Annotated in this window: 16 protein-coding genes and 1 pseudogene; 9 read left to right on the top strand and 8 right to left on the bottom strand. The window is 63.8% G+C overall.

The window, feature by feature from the left end:
* Positions 1 to 122 precede the first annotated feature (122 nt).
* On the top strand, positions 123 to 509 hold the full coding sequence (locus ABGA94_RS10985; protein WP_065179393.1) for a hypothetical protein: 387 nt from the start codon (positions 123 to 125) through the stop codon (positions 507 to 509).
* Between the two features lie 124 nt (positions 510 to 633).
* Here the strand turns inward: ABGA94_RS10985 and ABGA94_RS10980 are convergent, their stop codons facing one another.
* Positions 634 to 2,133, bottom strand: coding sequence for a YifB family Mg chelatase-like AAA ATPase (locus ABGA94_RS10980; RefSeq protein WP_111129567.1), 1,500 nt, complete (start codon positions 2,131 to 2,133; stop codon positions 634 to 636).
* Between the two features lie 406 nt (positions 2,134 to 2,539).
* Here ABGA94_RS10980 and ABGA94_RS10975 point away from each other — a divergent pair, with 406 nt between their 5' ends.
* Positions 2,540 to 3,574 carry an RHS repeat domain-containing protein gene (locus tag ABGA94_RS10975; protein ID WP_065186543.1) on the top strand — a complete coding sequence of 345 codons (1,035 nt, stop codon included), beginning with the start codon at positions 2,540 to 2,542 and terminating at the stop codon, positions 3,572 to 3,574.
* A 773-nt stretch (positions 3,575 to 4,347) separates the two neighbouring features.
* On the opposite strand, the gene ABGA94_RS10970 is transcribed toward ABGA94_RS10975, so the two are convergent.
* Positions 4,348 to 4,878 carry a cold-shock protein gene (locus ABGA94_RS10970; RefSeq protein ID WP_375367271.1) on the bottom strand — a complete coding sequence of 177 codons (531 nt, stop codon included), beginning with the start codon at positions 4,876 to 4,878 and terminating at the stop codon, positions 4,348 to 4,350.
* Positions 4,879 to 4,923: 45 nt separating this feature from the next.
* Entirely contained in the window at positions 4,924 to 5,280 is a 357-nt protein-coding gene (locus ABGA94_RS10965) for a hypothetical protein (RefSeq protein ID WP_021201939.1), read from the bottom strand.
* Between the two features lie 643 nt (positions 5,281 to 5,923).
* Here ABGA94_RS10965 and ABGA94_RS10960 point away from each other — a divergent pair.
* From ABGA94_RS10960 to ABGA94_RS10945, 4 genes are all read left to right on the top strand, one after another.
* Positions 5,924 to 6,526, top strand: coding sequence for a DUF998 domain-containing protein (locus ABGA94_RS10960; protein WP_375367273.1), 603 nt, complete (start codon positions 5,924 to 5,926; stop codon positions 6,524 to 6,526).
* Between the two features lie 54 nt (positions 6,527 to 6,580).
* Positions 6,581 to 6,946 carry a hypothetical protein gene (locus ABGA94_RS10955; RefSeq protein ID WP_049417059.1) on the top strand — a complete coding sequence of 122 codons (366 nt, stop codon included), beginning with the start codon at positions 6,581 to 6,583 and terminating at the stop codon, positions 6,944 to 6,946.
* A gap of 336 nt (positions 6,947 to 7,282) precedes the next feature.
* Positions 7,283 to 7,585 (top strand): hypothetical protein, encoded by a 303-nt coding sequence (locus tag ABGA94_RS10950; RefSeq protein ID WP_111129561.1) that lies wholly within the window; start codon positions 7,283 to 7,285, stop codon positions 7,583 to 7,585.
* A gap of 270 nt (positions 7,586 to 7,855) precedes the next feature.
* Positions 7,856 to 8,302 carry a DUF4279 domain-containing protein gene (locus ABGA94_RS10945; protein ID WP_111129560.1) on the top strand — a complete coding sequence of 149 codons (447 nt, stop codon included), beginning with the start codon at positions 7,856 to 7,858 and terminating at the stop codon, positions 8,300 to 8,302.
* On the opposite strand, the gene arr is transcribed toward ABGA94_RS10945, so the two are convergent.
* Positions 8,295 to 8,729, bottom strand: coding sequence for an NAD(+)--rifampin ADP-ribosyltransferase (gene arr, locus ABGA94_RS10940; RefSeq protein ID WP_111129559.1), 435 nt, complete (start codon positions 8,727 to 8,729; stop codon positions 8,295 to 8,297). The genes ABGA94_RS10945 and arr overlap by 8 nt on opposite strands.
* Positions 8,730 to 8,857: 128 nt before the next feature.
* Positions 8,858 to 9,109, bottom strand: coding sequence for an accessory factor UbiK family protein (locus ABGA94_RS10935; protein ID WP_005419983.1), 252 nt, complete (start codon positions 9,107 to 9,109; stop codon positions 8,858 to 8,860).
* Between the two features lie 153 nt (positions 9,110 to 9,262).
* On the opposite strand from ABGA94_RS10935, the gene ABGA94_RS10930 reads away from it, so the two are divergent.
* Positions 9,263 to 9,601, top strand: coding sequence for a P-II family nitrogen regulator (locus ABGA94_RS10930; RefSeq protein WP_005411374.1), 339 nt, complete (start codon positions 9,263 to 9,265; stop codon positions 9,599 to 9,601).
* Between the two features lie 168 nt (positions 9,602 to 9,769).
* Here the strand turns inward: ABGA94_RS10930 and ABGA94_RS10925 are convergent, their stop codons facing one another.
* The gene (locus ABGA94_RS10925; protein WP_258390369.1) at positions 9,770 to 10,348 is read right to left on the bottom strand and encodes a hypothetical protein; all 579 of its coding nucleotides are present in this window, start codon (positions 10,346 to 10,348) and stop codon (positions 9,770 to 9,772) included.
* 186 nt (positions 10,349 to 10,534) lie between these two features.
* On the bottom strand, positions 10,535 to 11,194 hold the full coding sequence (locus ABGA94_RS10920) for an RIO1 family regulatory kinase/ATPase (RefSeq protein WP_005419978.1): 660 nt from the start codon (positions 11,192 to 11,194) through the stop codon (positions 10,535 to 10,537).
* Between the two features lie 436 nt (positions 11,195 to 11,630).
* On the opposite strand from ABGA94_RS10920, the gene ABGA94_RS10915 reads away from it, so the two are divergent.
* The gene (locus ABGA94_RS10915; RefSeq protein ID WP_032954620.1) at positions 11,631 to 12,536 is read left to right on the top strand and encodes an aspartyl/asparaginyl beta-hydroxylase domain-containing protein; all 906 of its coding nucleotides are present in this window, start codon (positions 11,631 to 11,633) and stop codon (positions 12,534 to 12,536) included.
* A gap of 118 nt (positions 12,537 to 12,654) precedes the next feature.
* Here the strand turns inward: ABGA94_RS10915 and speE are convergent, their stop codons facing one another.
* Positions 12,655 to 13,506: a polyamine aminopropyltransferase gene (speE, locus tag ABGA94_RS10910; RefSeq protein WP_049480036.1), complete on the bottom strand. Its 852-nt coding sequence runs from the start codon at positions 13,504 to 13,506 to the stop codon at positions 12,655 to 12,657.
* 191 nt (positions 13,507 to 13,697) lie between these two features.
* On the opposite strand from speE, the pseudogene ABGA94_RS10905 reads away from it, so the two are divergent.
* A pseudogene (locus ABGA94_RS10905) lies at positions 13,698 to 14,359 on the top strand (arginine decarboxylase); the annotation flags it as partial.

The raw sequence follows: 14,359 nt of genomic DNA, 5'->3' as shown, positions 1-14,359 counted from the left end.
GGCGAAGGCCGGGCGGCCGTCGAGGAACTGATCCGCCAGCAGCAGCGCACCCCGAAGCCCGCCCTGAAGCCCGCCTTGCGCAATCAACAGGGATTTTCTGGCGGCGACGCAAGGTTCCCACAATGTTGCTGGGTCATCCTGTGCGCATGGCACAGCAGACCCCGCCAACCCGGTTGTTCGGCATCCGAGGCCCAGGACGGCCCCGGCAGGCGCCGTCCGTGGCACCTGTGATCGACCTGCAGGCCGAGTACCACTTCTGGCACGTCTACGAACGCGTGGTCCGCCCGCTACCCGGCGGTGGGCTGCCGCAGGCCTGGCTGGTGTGCCAGAAGGTATATCGCGACCGCTGGCAGCACCCGGAGGACAGCGACGCGGCGGGGCTGTCGCGGGTGCTGTTCGGCGACAACATGACGGCTGGCCGGGCGTCGGAGCTGGCGGAGCTGCACGCGCTGGTCAGCCGTCGGGTGGCGCTGCTGGCGAAGCGGGGACGGTTGCATTCGGCAGCCTGATGCCTGCCCTTGGTGGGGTCGACTGTTAGTCGACCGCTCTTCGCATCTACCTCTCAGAAGGCCGCGCTTCGCGCGAGAGTCGACCAACGGTCGACTCTACCAATAGCCAACCCGACCGTCATTTCTAAGGCTTTCCCCGATCCAACTGCCGATAGCCAATCGCCTCAGCCAGATGCGCCGTGTGGATCGTTTCACAACCCGCCAGATCCGCAATCGTGCGCGCCACGCGCAGAATCCGGTGCATCGCACGTGCGGAAAGCTGCAGACGCTCGATGGCCTGCTCCAGCATGTCCTGATCTGCCTCGCTGAGTCGGGTACAGGCTCGCAGCGCCGCTGGCGGCAGATGCGCATTGAGCCCGCCACGCGCCTGCTGCCGGGCATGGGCGGCTTCCACCCGTGCACGTACCGCAGCACTGGGCTCACCCAGTGGCGTGCTCTCCCGCAGCTCCACGGCATCCATGCGCGTCACACTGATATGCAGGTCGATGCGGTCCAGCAGCGGGCCAGAAACCCGCGCACGGTAGCGGTTGATGCGCTCATCACTGCACAGGCAGCGGTTACTGCGGTCGCCGGCCCAGCCACAGGGGCAGGGATTCATCGCCGCCACCAGCTGGAATCGCGCCGGATACTGCACGCTGCGTGCCGCGCGGGCGATGCGGATGTGGCCGGATTCCAGCGGCTCTCGCAGGGTTTCCAACGCACTGCGGTTCCACTCTGGTAGCTCATCCAGGAACAGCACGCCGTGATGGGCCAGCGAGATCTCGCCGGGGCAGGGCGGATTGCCCCCACCCACCAGCGCCGCCGCACTCGCGCTGTGGTGCGGCGCCCGGAACGGACGCTGTCGCCAGCGCCGCGGATCCAGCCCCTCACCGCTCACTGAGGCAATCGCGGCCAGCTGCAACGCCTCGGTTTCCTCGGTGTCCGGCAACAGGCTGGGCAGGCGTGAGGCCAACAGTGTCTTGCCGCAGCCAGGGCTACCGATCAGCAATAGATGGTGCCCACCGGCGGCCGCCACTTCCAACGCGCGCCGCGCATGCGCTTGCCCGCGCACGTCGGCCAGATCGGGCAGTGGCAACGGTGTCGTGTCCACGCGCTCCACGGACGGCAACAGGCGCGGATTGCCCAACCCGGCGCAGCACTCCAGCAGCGTGCGCGCCACACGTACATCGGCGTGCTCGGCCAACGCGGCCTCTGCGGCATTGCCCGGCGGCACCACCAGGATGCGCCCAGCGTCAGCCGCTGCAATCGCAGCGGGCAGCGCGCCCGCCACCGGCCGCAGCTCGCCGGTCAGGCCAAGCTCACCCAGGAACTCGTATTGCAGCAGCGACTGCGGATCGATCTGGCCACTGGCTGCCAGAATGCCCAACGCGATGGCCAGGTCGTAACGCCCGCCTTCCTTGGGCAGGTCAGCGGGCGCGAGGTTGAGCGTGATGCGTCGCTGCGGAAAGTCGAAGCGCGCGCAAAGAAGGGCGGCACGCACGCGCTCACGGGATTCACGCACGCTGGTCTCGGCCAGGCCGACAATCTGGGTGGCAGGCAGGCCACCGGAGAGATGCACTTCCACCCGCACCAGCGGGGCATCGACCCCGGCGCGGGCACGGCTGTGGACCAGCGCCAGGCTCATGTGTGGATTCCTGCAGAGGGACGCTCGATGGTGCTGCAGGTAATCTGCGTGGGACTATCGGGAATTGCTGGTGCGGATACTAGGGGGATTCCGGCCGATGGTTGGAGCGTGTCTTCTTCCTCTGCGGACACGGGTCTCTGCCATCAAGTGAAGGATCGACGCTAACGCTGTGCTACTCCAATGAGGGGCGTCGGTTTCACATGCCGCGCACTTCCTAGCGCCACGCCAATTTCACTTGGGGAATCCAGGTGCCCTACCTGCGGATGCTTCTGAAAGATCAGCGTGGCAACAACCAGCGCTTGATTCACGTCAACACGCACGGGTCTCAGTGTGGCTTCCCCAGCCATCAGGGGCTGTGATATGAAGACGGGATCTTGCTGTAGGCTCTTTCAATGGGATTGGAAGGATGGAAAAGTTCGAGGAGATCGATCACCGTGTTTTCCTCTTTCCTTGGGGCTTGGCGAAGCGCTTTCCTAAACGGGCCCCCATGGGGACCTGGCTCAGTTGCATACCACTGATGAGCTTGGCGTTGGCGCCATCGGCAAGCGCCGAGACGGTCACCTACATTCATACTGATGCGCTTGGTTCGGTGGTTGCCGAGACCGACGCCAATGGCAACGTGGTCAAGCGCTATGACTACGAACCCTATGGGGCCGTTGTTGGTGGGCAGGTTGCGGATGGACCTGGATATACGGGACACGTGAGCGACGCTGCCACTGGGCTGAGCTACATGCAGCAGCGCTACTATGATCCCCACTTGGGACTCTTCCTCTCGGTGGATCCGATCTCCACGCATTCAAGTCCGAAACACTTCAATCGCTACAGCTACGCTTACGGCAATCCCTACTCCTTCACCGATCCGGACGGAAGGGTCCCGGTAATGCCATTCATCTACGGTGCCGTCCTGGGCGGCCTCGCAGACATCGCGGTCCAGAAAGCCATGAATCCGGATAAGCCTATCGACAAAGTGGAGGCTGGCATTGCGGCTGCGGTTGGCTCTGTCTCCGGAGGCGCCGGTGGAGTAGCCGTTGCGGCAGTCGGATCTGGCACGATTTCGGTAGGGCGTGCAGTTGCTATACAGACCGTGGTCAATGCGGTGGCAGGCGGTGCCGGCTCCGCCGCAGAGAGCGCAATCAAAGGGCAGCCCATCACGGCGGAGGGCGTCGCTTCAAACGCGATTGGCAGTGCAGCGGGTGGATTGGCAGCCTCCGGGGTTGGCGTTGCCATGGGTGATTTCGCAGGGCCAGCTGCACGGGGATCACTCCAACGGCTGAGTCAATCCCGCGGCCCAGGTGGACCGAACATGGCAACTGCCACTGCGTCAACCGGAACTGCCATTCCCAGGCAATCGGCGCTCCAGGGTGCGGCGTCCCAAGCGGGCCAGGGCCTGGCGGGAGCAGGGGCGACTATCGTACAGAAGGACTTGGAGAAGAAGAAATGAGTCCCTTGTTGAAAGGCTTCATAGGCACTCAGCTTCTCGCTGCGGTCTTTGGCGTTTCGTACTTCGCAGTTCTCACGTACCGCAATTACCCGGACGCTATGCACACGGGATTGCGTATTTGGGGCTACTTCGCGGTGATCTTTCTATTCCTTCAACTGTTTCTTGCGCTGAAGCAGTGGTGGGAAAATTCGCGTCGAAGGCGATAGGCGTGCACCGTTACGGGATTTCGTTTGCACCAAAGAACAAGTCGGCCAATGGGCGGCCTGTGCTCTTTGCGGGGAGGTTTACCGGCGCGCAAGTGAAAGCATGCCAATCTCCACATCGGCTGCTGGAAAAACTGCGTTCACTTCAAGTCCCTCGCGGCTTGCGAGTACTGATGGCCCTCTCGCTCGCCATGGGCCTGCCGGGGTGCGGGGATGAGGTGGAGAGTTCAACGTATCCCATTGGTCAGACGGGAGAGACGTGCACCGCCTACAAGGGCTTTGACCGCCACCCTCCAGAAGTAGTTATAGCCGAGCTTGCCAAGCGAGGGTTGGATAGCCGCCGATTGGTGCATAGGACAGTCTGCGGCCCGATCACCAGTTGGGACATTCTGCCCGCAGGGGCGTCGATCGATCGGATACCTCCGCCAGACGCATATGTAAACGTCCACCTGCTGGAAGACGGCTCGGTTTCCATCAGTACAGACCGCCCCTGACGTTGGCGCCGCCCTTGATAATCGAGCATCGGGCGGCCCATTGCTGTGCAGATGCAGCGCCACTATAGGCGTCAGGCTACGAAGCCACGTCAGCGCTGAAGTCGTTGCTGGGATCGGGCTGGCGGATGCCTGGCGCCCCAAACAGACACCGCTGCTCATCCAGCACCAACCCATTGAAGCGCCCAAACCGCGCCTCAACCCACGAAGGCCCCGCGCTTTCCACCAACAACCTTCCCCGGCTCTGGTGCAGATCCAGCCAACGCTCGAAGCTGACACGCAGCCGTTCGATATCCGGCGCCCGCCAGCGGGCATCGGCAGGCATGCGGATCAGCACGCGCGAGGGCGCATTCTCCACCTCCATCACCAGCACGCCCTTGCATCGGATCTCGAAGGACGTTGCTCTGGCATGGCGTGTATGCAGTTCAAAGCCCTCGTGGGCCTTCGCGCTCACGAAGCCGAGTGCATCACTGTGCAGCAGGCGGTAATCGCCCGGCTGCAGCTTCTGGTAGGCCCACACCTGATCGCCCGCAGGCTCGGGCCACTCCACCCACATCGCGCCGATCACTGCGATGCACACCACCGCAGCGGCCACGCCCTGCATCTTCATTCGCCACCCCGCACACAGGCAGAAAGGTCCGCGCCATAAGCGCGCTCAGTCCTTGGGGCGCATCCGCTCGTGGATGAAGGCGGTCAGCGCCAGGTCGGCCATCACCAGCCCCTCCATCACCCGGTCGCCCACGTACTGCTCCGGCTCGCCGTTCTGGCGCGTGCGCTCGGCCGCCAGCAGGATCTCCTGCACAATGCGCTGGCCGGTAAGTGCGCAGTCGGCGTCGGACAACGCCATCTGCCGGCTGCGTAGATGGTGCCGCTCGGGCCAGGGCTGGCCGTCGGCCGCAGCGCCCGCACCGATGGCGTGCAGGATGGCGATGAGGCTGTTGGGGTCCAGCGCAGGCGCCGGTGACGGCGCTTCCTGGATCGGGCGCGGGGGAGGGGAGTGTGGTGTGGTCATGGCGGGCTCCGTGCATGCAGGCGGACGCCGCCACCGATAAAGGTGGCGGGCAGAGCGTGGCTCGAAAACCGGATGTTGGGAACCGGCGGGTACAAGACCCCCACGCCCCGCCCGCCATAGCCGGCAGACGGATTGCCAGCCGGCACCACGCGCGGTGGTGCCGGCTGGCAAGCGCAAACTACTTCCCAACAAAACGGGCTTTCGAGTCCCGACCACCGATGCACGGTGGCGTAGTAACGATTACCTGCTGTTGTTCGGAATGCCAACGGGTAGGGGTCAATGCCGCCAAAACCCGAGACGTTTTTGGCATTGTCGCATAGCACCGGAAGCGGCGAGAGCCTTGGCGTGCCAAGCGGAACTGCACTTCTGGAACGGAGTCGGCAGAACCTTCGGCCAGAGATGCCAGGCGCGGCAAATGCGACAGCACTCGTCCATGGGACATGCGTGATCGCTCATGCAACCGAACCGCTGCGACACCGGCTGGATGGTTTAAATGACTTCCTGCCTATTGAACCTACCGAGTGCCGCGCGCAATCTGACTACCGCTGTAGTCAATCAAGGCGGTCCTGCCGACAGCAGCAAGGTTCTGCAGCGTTCGACTGGATTCCACCCACTGGCGCAGGCCAAACAAGGACCACTGTACGTGTCACGCCGCAGCCGACTGCTTCTCTGCGCGGGTCTGATCCCGCTTCCGTGGTTCCTGTTCTGGACCAGCGTTGCCGCCGTGTTCGCGCCGGGCTACAACCCACTTGCACAGCACGCCAGCGAGTTGCTGCAGGCGCCAACGCTTGCAAGCATCTGCGGCAGGATCGCGGCTATCGGCTCCGGTATGGGCTTCGTGGCGTTCTCCATCGGGGTATGGCGGGAGTCCGGCCGCCGGATTGCCGTAGGCGCAATCTGCTGGTTGGTCTTTGGCATTTCCATGCTGACCAACGGGCTCTGGCCCATGGGCCATCCGATGCACGGCTTCTACACCATCGGTATCGCAAACATCATTGCACCGGCGATGTCGCACATCGAATTGAGCGCGTGGTCTGCCAACCGAAGGGCATACGCCGTGACCGCTATGGTGAGCATCGCGGGCATCGTCTATCTCTGGTTGAACGTGGTGGGGGCGGATCCGGAGGGCTACCGGGGTCTGACCCAGCGCGTGTTCTCGTCGATCAACTCGCTGTGGCCATTCTTGGTTGCGCTGTATCTGCTGCGAAGGGATTCAAGCGCGCTGAAGGCGGAGCCGGCGCATTGATGGAAGGGTATGTTGCACTTGGGCGATGATTGAGCGTGCGGAGTTGAGAGCAAGATGAGAATTTTTCGCCGCCAGCTGATCTACGTCCAAGTGCGCCAGGACCATTTTATTGCGCGCTTGGTCGGTGGAGACAGGACCATCCGTCGCCAGTGTCATGCCCTTGGCAATCGCGCGGGTCCTATCAAGGACTTTTCGAATATCCGGCCCCTGCTCAAGGCGATCTTCTCGGAACTCATGCCCGGGTTCTCTTTCGTCAAGCCGTGGGGGATTCTGCACTTTGATCCGGTTGAGTACCCGGTTACGAAGGAGGAACTGGCGGGGTTCCAGAAGGCTGCCATGCAAAGCGGCGCGAGCTTCTGCTTTCTCTCCACGTGGGAGCAGCGGCATGAAGACAAGGATCTGTTGGAGATGTTCAAGTAGGGTTCGGCCCGATACTTCGTTCTAGGCCACGCAGATTCTTGGGCCGGTTCGAAGCACTGCGAGAGTCCGCTCTTGACCGAAAGCGGACACTGGGCCAGCTTCCGACCTAAGCGGTGCCGATCTCCACATTCGACAATCAGGCGGCCTCCGCCGGAGGGCTCGTTCCTACCGTTTGGAGGGGGGCGGCAGTGAAGCATGTGCTTGTTAGCCGGACCCAGCCGCTCTAAGATCGATCAGTATCAAGGAGAAAGCCCGCATACGGTGATTTGTGGATACGTCGCAGGGCAGGACTCACGGGTCCGTCTACTAGGTAGTTAGACTGCTAAGGATTGCTCAGTGAACTCTTTGGTCTTTGCTTTTAAAATTGAGTTTTTCGTGGCAGCGCTATGTGCATCTGTAATTTTTTACATGCAGGTTCGTGGCTATCGCAAGCACAGGAAGCAGTTCTTCGTCACGTTGGCAATCTCAACTTTATTTGCGGTAGCCGCCACCCTTATGAGGGCGCTCCCATACTTTCTTCAGATGTCTGAAAGCCAATCGGTCATGGTGTACTGGCTATCTGTCCCGCTAGCTATTCTTGCCACCGCACTTGCCACATGGGGAAGCGTCCAGTTCTTTCATGCATTCGATGCTAAATAGCAGGCTGGCATCGCCGTCTAACAGATTTTTCAAACCGACGCAGCTTCGCGGCGCGACTTAATTCTCATGCGCAGTGGGGTCAGCTTTTGCTTTCTCTCCACGTGGGAGCAGCGGCATGACGACAAGGACTTGTTGGACATGTTCAAGTAGGGACCGGCCCGCTCTTCGTTTGAGCCCAAGCCGATTCCCGCGGTTCGGCCTATTCTGAAGCTGCTGTCGTCCGGTTCCGGCCGTAATCTGACATCAACGATGCCTACGCACTGGATTCCAATGGCCGCATTCGATCATTCCCTGGTAACCCTCCGATTCTTCGGGGACGACCTCCTGCCCGAAGAAGTCAGTGCCTTGCTCGGGGCGACCCCGACCGCTTCGCATCACAAGGGCCAGGAACTCAGAGGCAACCAATCAGGCACCGTGCGTATCGCCAGGACTGGCAGCTGGCAACTTGATGCGGAGCGTCGTGAGCCTGAAGATCTGGACGCTCAGATCTTCGAGATCCTCGATCAGCTCACCGGCGATCTCGCCGTATGGCAGTCTCTGGCACGCTTCCGACCTGATCTGTTCTGCGGTCTTTTCATGGGCAGCAGCAACGGTGGTGTCTCGCTTTCGCCTCGCGCGCTGCTCGCCTTGGGTGAGCGCGGCATCGAGCTCGGGCTGGACATCTATGAAGCCGAAGAAGAAGTGCGCAACGCCCAGCGCCAGCAGGCCATCAATTGATGATCTCCCCACTCCCCGAAGCAACAAACGCCTTCAACTGCCGAATGAACTCCGCGTCGTAGAGCTCCCACTCCACAATCTCTCCCACAACCCGCAACGGCTGCGCACTCCGATACGACCGCGTCGGGTTCCCGGGAAACTTCTTGTTGGTCACATTCGGATCGTCTTCAAACGGTCCAGTCGGCTCTACCACATACACGCGCGGTCGCCCTTCGCCCCGGGCCATCTCCGCAGCCAGCCCGGCGCCCTTGGCAATCGTGGTGAAGTAGATGTGGTTCATCACCACACTGTCGCGATAGTTGGAGCGGAAGCCCGCACTCAGCAACTCGCCCATCGCCAGATCAGCGCGGGTGCCGTGATAGAACGGCCCGGCGACCTGGTCGCAGGTGTCATGCGAAACGGGTGTCCATTCGGTGTCCTGCGCCATCGGCACTGCCCCTGCGTGTCCTGCCGGATCGACAGGCCGGCGAGTCTAGGGCGCCCGGTGGGCCTTGCTGCAAGGCCCCATCCGGGAAATAATCTGTAAACGGGAGGCGCGGTGCGCCTCCTTTTTTTTCATTCTGCGGCGCCGCGCCCTTCCAGCTCGCGCACGGCGGTTTCCAGTGCGTCCAGCTTCTGTCGGGTCTTCAGCAGCACGGCGCGCTGCACTTCGAACTCTTCGCGGGTGACCAGGTCCAGCTTGGCCAGGCCGGCCTGCAGTGCGCTCTTGAAGGTGGCCTGCAGTTCCTCGCGCGATTCGCGCAGGCCCGGCGGCACCAGGTCGCTGAGGCGACGGGCGAGGTCATCGATTTGATTCAGGTCGATCATGAGGTGCTCCGTGGGGGGGGCCGTGCATCCGGCGCGGGCAGGCCATTCGGGCACAAGGATACTGCTGGCACCCACTGCCCGGACAGGCCGCAGCGGCTTCGCACGGGCAGCGTTCAGGCGCTATCCTCCACGCCGGAAGACAGGAGATAGACGATGAAGATGGTCATGGCGGTGATCAAGCCGTTCAAGCTCGACGACGTGCGCGAAGCGCTGGCCGAGCGTGGGGTTACCGGGATCACGGTGACGGAAGTGAAGGGCTTTGGTCGCCAGAAGGGCCATACCGAGCTGTACCGCGGCGCGGAGTATGTGGTCGATTTCCTGCCGAAGGTGAAGCTGGAAGTGGCGGTGACCGATGACCAGGTGGAGGCGGTGGTTGAGGCCATCGTGAAGGCCGCCGGCACCGGCAAGATCGGTGACGGCAAGGTGTTCGTGTACGACCTGGGCAGCGTGGTGCGTATTCGTACCGGTGAACTGGACGCGGACGCGTTGTAAGTAGGGGTGGGGGCGGCCGACTGCAGCGCGGGGGGGGGGCTGGACCGCTGCGCAGTCTGGGCGACGGGATGCTTGACCCCTTTGTTGTTGAGTCGAGCAAGCTCGAGTCTACAGCCGGGATCGGGCGGCGCGAACACCCGTATGCGATGAAGAGCCCTCCCGGTGTGATCAGCCCGGCGGAATGAGGGGTGACGACCGCCACTCCGGCAGACCGAGCGCACGGCGGGTGCGCGTCACGATGGCGGCGATCTCTGCCTCGAAGCCGCCATCAGGTTGCAGCAGCGGCATGAGTTCGGCACAGCGTTGCTTCAGCACATCGACCCATGGCGCTGGGTGGGTCTCCGTAGCGGCCAGTGCGAAGTGCCTGCGACCCTCGTCGTAAGCGCCCGCCAGCCCGGCGGTGATGCCGGCATGGATGTGTTCGCGGATGCCCGGATTGGGGTGACGGCTCATTAATGTACGCACGTGCCCCGGGGTGGGAAAGCGATCACGCAGGGCCAGTACCTCGGCTGCGGCCTGCTTGGCCAGTGCCTGCGCGACCGAGGCAAAGCTCACGGCATCGGTGAAGCGCTCGAATCCGGCGACGCGGCCGCCCTCATCGAAGGACAGGTAGTCCTTTTCTTCCCAGAGCCAGCAGGCGCCGACATTGAGATAGCTGCCCCTGTCCCATGCCGAAGGCTGGAATTCGACCACCCCGACCCACCAGCCCTGGTCGTCAAGCCAAGTGCGCGAACGGCCTTTCTGCACGCAGCCCAAGGGGCGCAGTATGGATCTTGCGGCTGCAGTCAGCAGGTGGGTGTGTTCAGGTGTCGGCATCCCCAGCGTCCTTGCGAGTGGCGTGCCGACGAGTATCGCAGAGCACATCGGGCGTGTGGCCCGGGGCAAATGCAGGGGCAAACAGAAGTCGCGCAAGCAATGCAGGGCGAACAGCGCTTACCGGCGCTTCGCCCACTTGTAGAACCGCTTCCAGCCCTGCCGCACCGCGGCCACCCAGCCCGGGTCGGCCACCAGCGCAGCCTGCGCGGCACTCGGAGCCTGGCCGGTTACGCGCTGGCGGATCTTCAGCAGGTTCTTCATGTCGCTGCGGCGCATCTGCCGGCTCAGTGGATTGCGGCGCAGCCAGCGCGGGGCGCGCCAGGCGGAGGTGAAGTCCAGCAGCACCGGCACGCCGCCGCTGACCACCACGTTGGTGCCATGCAGGTCGTTGTGGGTGATGCCGGCGGCGTGCAGGCGGCTGAGCGCGTGCTGCAGCTGCTCGAACACTTCATTGCCCACGGCCTGCGCGGTGCTCAGGGTCTGGCCCGGGATGAACTCCATGCCCAGTGCCAGGCCACCGAGGGTGCCGAGCAGCGCGGGGGCATGCTTCCAGCCGCCGAGGCGCTGCAGCATGCGGGCTTCCCGGCGCACCATCAGTCGCGCGATCAGCGAAACGGGAGTGCCGCGGTAGCGGGAATAGTCCTTGATGACCGCCTCGCGCCCGTCCAGGCAGGTGCGGTAGACGTCGGGGGCCAGGAAACGCTCGCCGCGCTTGAGCAGCAGCGGGGAGGCGGCGTCATCGCCGCAGGAGGAGGGGGGCAGGGCAGGAAGATGCATGTCGGGGTCTCGGACGACCCGGTGGGTGGCGCAAAGCGTCAAGCGAACCGGTGTTACAGGAAGTTACTAAGTTTTCGTTAATTTTAGTACTCGCCAGTTCGCTATTCCACGACTTGTCGGAGAAATGTCGGGGCCGTGGCTGGAACAGTTCGTCGCGCAGAATCGGACAATTCTGTCTCACTTATTCCAGTTGGCCTTTAGTATCAACCGCTTGCGCGCTCAGCCCTGCGCCTCGTCCACAATCGGCTGAACGCGGCGCACGGGCAACTTGACCCCGGCGCACGGCCTGCCGACCATAAGCTGTTAACCCGCGACATCGGCGGCCGCCCCCCTCCGGCACGTCCCCGTCCCCTGCCGCGTTCCCCATCGGTGCTGGCCGCCTGGCCGTGCATCGCCCCGTTTCCCGTTCCGGCCGCGGCTGGAGGAAAGTGCTTTGATCATCAAAATCGTCATTGCAGCGCTGTTCGTAGCCTGCGTGCTGTACATCCACTTCCGTGGCAAGGTCCGCGCGCGCTGGTCGCGCCAGCTGCTGGACCACTCCAGTTTCATGGCCCCGATCAACGTGGTCATGTACATGTTCTCGAAGGTGCCGACCACGCCGTTCCTGGACCCGGGCAAGGAGTTCCCGCAGCTGGAGCCGCTGCGCCAGAACTGGCAGATGATCCGCGACGAGGCGCTGGCGCTGCGCGACGCGCAGAAGATCGCCGCCTCCAGCACGTTCAACGATGCCGGCTTCAATTCGTTCTTCCGTCGTGGCTGGAAGCGCTTCTACCTGAAGTGGTACGGCCCGTCGCACCCGTCGGCGAAGACGCTGTGCCCGAAGACCACGGCGCTGATCGAGTCGATCCCGGATGTGCGTGCGGCGATGTTCGCGCAGCTGCCGCCGGGCAGTGAGCTGCGCCCGCACCGCGACCCGTTCGCCGGCTCGCTGCGCCTGCACCTGGGCCTGAGCACGCCCAACGACGATGCCTGCTACATCGAAGTGGACGGCATCAAGAAGAGCTGGCGCGACGGTGAGTGGATGATGTTCGATGAGACCTACATCCACCATGCACACAACGAGACGCAGCAGGACCGCGTAATCCTGTTCTGCGACATCGCCCGCCCGCTGCGCTTCGGCTTGCCGGGGCTGTTCAACCGCGCGGTGGCGGCCACGCTGCTGGCCGGCGGCGCCTCGCCGAACCTGCCGGGTGACCCGACCGGTGGCGTCAACAAGGCATTCGGCAGCGTCTACAAGGTGCGCCTGAAGGCCAAGGCACTGCGCGAGCGCAGCGTGGTGGCCTACCAGCTGATCAAGTGGGGCCTGGTGGTGGCGGTGATCGCCGGTATCTGGGCGCTTTGATCGTTACATGAGGTTGCCGGCCAGCGGCCGGCACTACCGGAACATGAAAAAACCCGCGCTGTCGCCAGCGCGGGTTTTTCTTTTGCCTTGGTGGGTGCCGACCGTTGGTCGGCACGCCTTACTTCAGTGCAGCCTGCACGAACGGCGGGGTCACCAGCACGCCGGTGTGCAGCGCGGCGGTGTAGTACAGGGTGTTGAAGGTCTTGGCGGCCGAGTCGGCCTGGCGGAAGTCGAAGCTGCTGTCGCCCTTGCGCGCCATGGTCACGCTCCACCAGCCGGTGGGGTAGCACGGCTGCGGGAACGGCAGGGTCTTGAACGAACCGAAGCCGGCCTTGCCCATCTCGGTGCGCATTTCGTTGATCAGCTCCAGCTGCATCAGCGGCGACTCGGACTGCTGCACCAGGATGCCGTCGTCCTTCAGGGCCTTGAAGCAGCTCTCGTAGAAGGCCTTGTTGAACAGGCCCTCACCCGGGCCGACCGGGTCGGTCGAATCGACGATCACCACGTCCACGCTGCCGGCCGGGCAGTTGGCCATGTAGGCCACGCCGTCGTCGAACAGCAGCTCGGCGCGGGCGTCGTCGTTGGAGTCGCACAGTTCCGGGAAGTGCTTGCGCGCCATCACGGTGACCTGCTCGTCGATATCGCACTGGGTCACGCTCTCCACGCCCTTGTGCTTGAGCACTTCGCGCAGGGTGCCGCAGTCGCCGCCACCGATGATCACCACGCGCTTGGGCGCGGCGTGGGTGAACAGCACCGGGTGGCTGATCATCTCGTGGTAGAAGAAGTTGTCCTTGCTGGTCAGCATGATGGCCCCGTCGATGGTCATCAGGTTGCCCCAGTCGGTGGTCTGGAAGATCTCGATCTTCTGGAACGGCGACTGCACCTCGTCCAGCTTGCCGGTGATGCGGTAGCCGATGGCCGAGCCGGTGCGCTCGAAGTGTTCGATGTACCAGTTGTTGCTGTCAGTCATTGGAAAACAGTCCTGTTCGGAGGGGTGGAGCCGGGCTGGCGGGCGGGGCCGCGTGGCACAGATGCCACATCCGGACGGATCGGCCCGTTCAGGTTGGAACCTGTCACGGGCGCGGGCGCGCATGATAACGAACCTGTGGGCACATAGGCGTTATCATGCCCCCCCTTTTATTGCCAACAAGGCCGACTGAAATGACCGATTGGTCCCTCGACCAAGCCCGCAAGACCTACTCGATCCCGCATTGGGCGGACGGTTACTTCGACGTGGATCAGGCCGGGCACATGGTGGTGAGACCGACCGGGGCGGACGGCCCGGTGGTGTCGCTGCCCAAGGTGGTCGATGCGGCGCGCGCGGCGGGCGCCAAGCTGCCGCTGCTGGTGCGCTTCCCGGACATCCTCGGCCAGCGGCTGGGCAAGCTGCAGGCGGCCTTCGCCCAGGCCCAGCAGGACTGGGAGTACAGCGGCGGCTACACCGCCGTGTACCCGATCAAGGTCAACCAGACCCGCGGCGTGGCCGGCACCCTGGCCAGCCACCACGGCGAGGGCTTCGGCCTGGAAGCGGGCAGCAAGCCCGAGCTGATGGCCGTGCTGGCGCTGTCGCGCCCGGGCGGGCTGATCGTCTGCAACGGCTACAAGGACCGCGAGTACATCCGCCTGGCCCTGATCGGCCGCAAGCTGGGCCTGCAGACCTTCATCGTCATCGAGAAGCCGTCCGAGCTGAAGCTGGTGCTGGAAGAGTCCAAGGCGCTGGACGTGAAGCCGGGCCTGGGCGTGCGCATGCGCCTGGCCTCGCTGGGCGCCGGCAAGTGGCAGAACAGCGGTGGCGACAAGGCCAAGTTCGGCCTGTCGCCGCG

The organism is Stenotrophomonas sp. 3diitr2024 (genome assembly GCF_042136455.1).
Taxonomy (GTDB): Bacteria; Pseudomonadota; Gammaproteobacteria; order Xanthomonadales; family Xanthomonadaceae; genus Stenotrophomonas; species Stenotrophomonas sepilia.
The sequence above is the reverse complement of the archived record's forward strand: the minus strand, read 5'-3'. Positions and strand labels throughout refer to the sequence as shown.

Coding starts and splice junctions, on each gene's coding strand:
- speE (WP_049480036.1), bottom strand. CDS start 13,506: ATGACTGACAGCAACAACTGGTACATCGAACACTTCGAGCGCACCGGC.
- ABGA94_RS10970 (WP_375367271.1), bottom strand. CDS start 4,878: ATGAAGATGCAGGGCGTGGCCGCTGCGGTGGTGTGCATCGCAGTGATC.
- ABGA94_RS10975 (WP_065186543.1), top strand. CDS start 2,540: ATGGAAAAGTTCGAGGAGATCGATCACCGTGTTTTCCTCTTTCCTTGG.
- ABGA94_RS10935 (WP_005419983.1), bottom strand. CDS start 9,109: ATGATCGACCTGAATCAAATCGATGACCTCGCCCGTCGCCTCAGCGAC.
- ABGA94_RS10980 (WP_111129567.1), bottom strand. CDS start 2,133: ATGAGCCTGGCGCTGGTCCACAGCCGTGCCCGCGCCGGGGTCGATGCC.
- ABGA94_RS10955 (WP_049417059.1), top strand. CDS start 6,581: ATGAGAATTTTTCGCCGCCAGCTGATCTACGTCCAAGTGCGCCAGGAC.
- ABGA94_RS10930 (WP_005411374.1), top strand. CDS start 9,263: ATGAAGATGGTCATGGCGGTGATCAAGCCGTTCAAGCTCGACGACGTG.
- ABGA94_RS10985 (WP_065179393.1), top strand. CDS start 123: ATGTTGCTGGGTCATCCTGTGCGCATGGCACAGCAGACCCCGCCAACC.
- arr (WP_111129559.1), bottom strand. CDS start 8,729: ATGGCGCAGGACACCGAATGGACACCCGTTTCGCATGACACCTGCGAC.
- ABGA94_RS10945 (WP_111129560.1), top strand. CDS start 7,856: ATGGCCGCATTCGATCATTCCCTGGTAACCCTCCGATTCTTCGGGGAC.
- ABGA94_RS10920 (WP_005419978.1), bottom strand. CDS start 11,194: ATGCATCTTCCTGCCCTGCCCCCCTCCTCCTGCGGCGATGACGCCGCC.
- ABGA94_RS10965 (WP_021201939.1), bottom strand. CDS start 5,280: ATGACCACACCACACTCCCCTCCCCCGCGCCCGATCCAGGAAGCGCCG.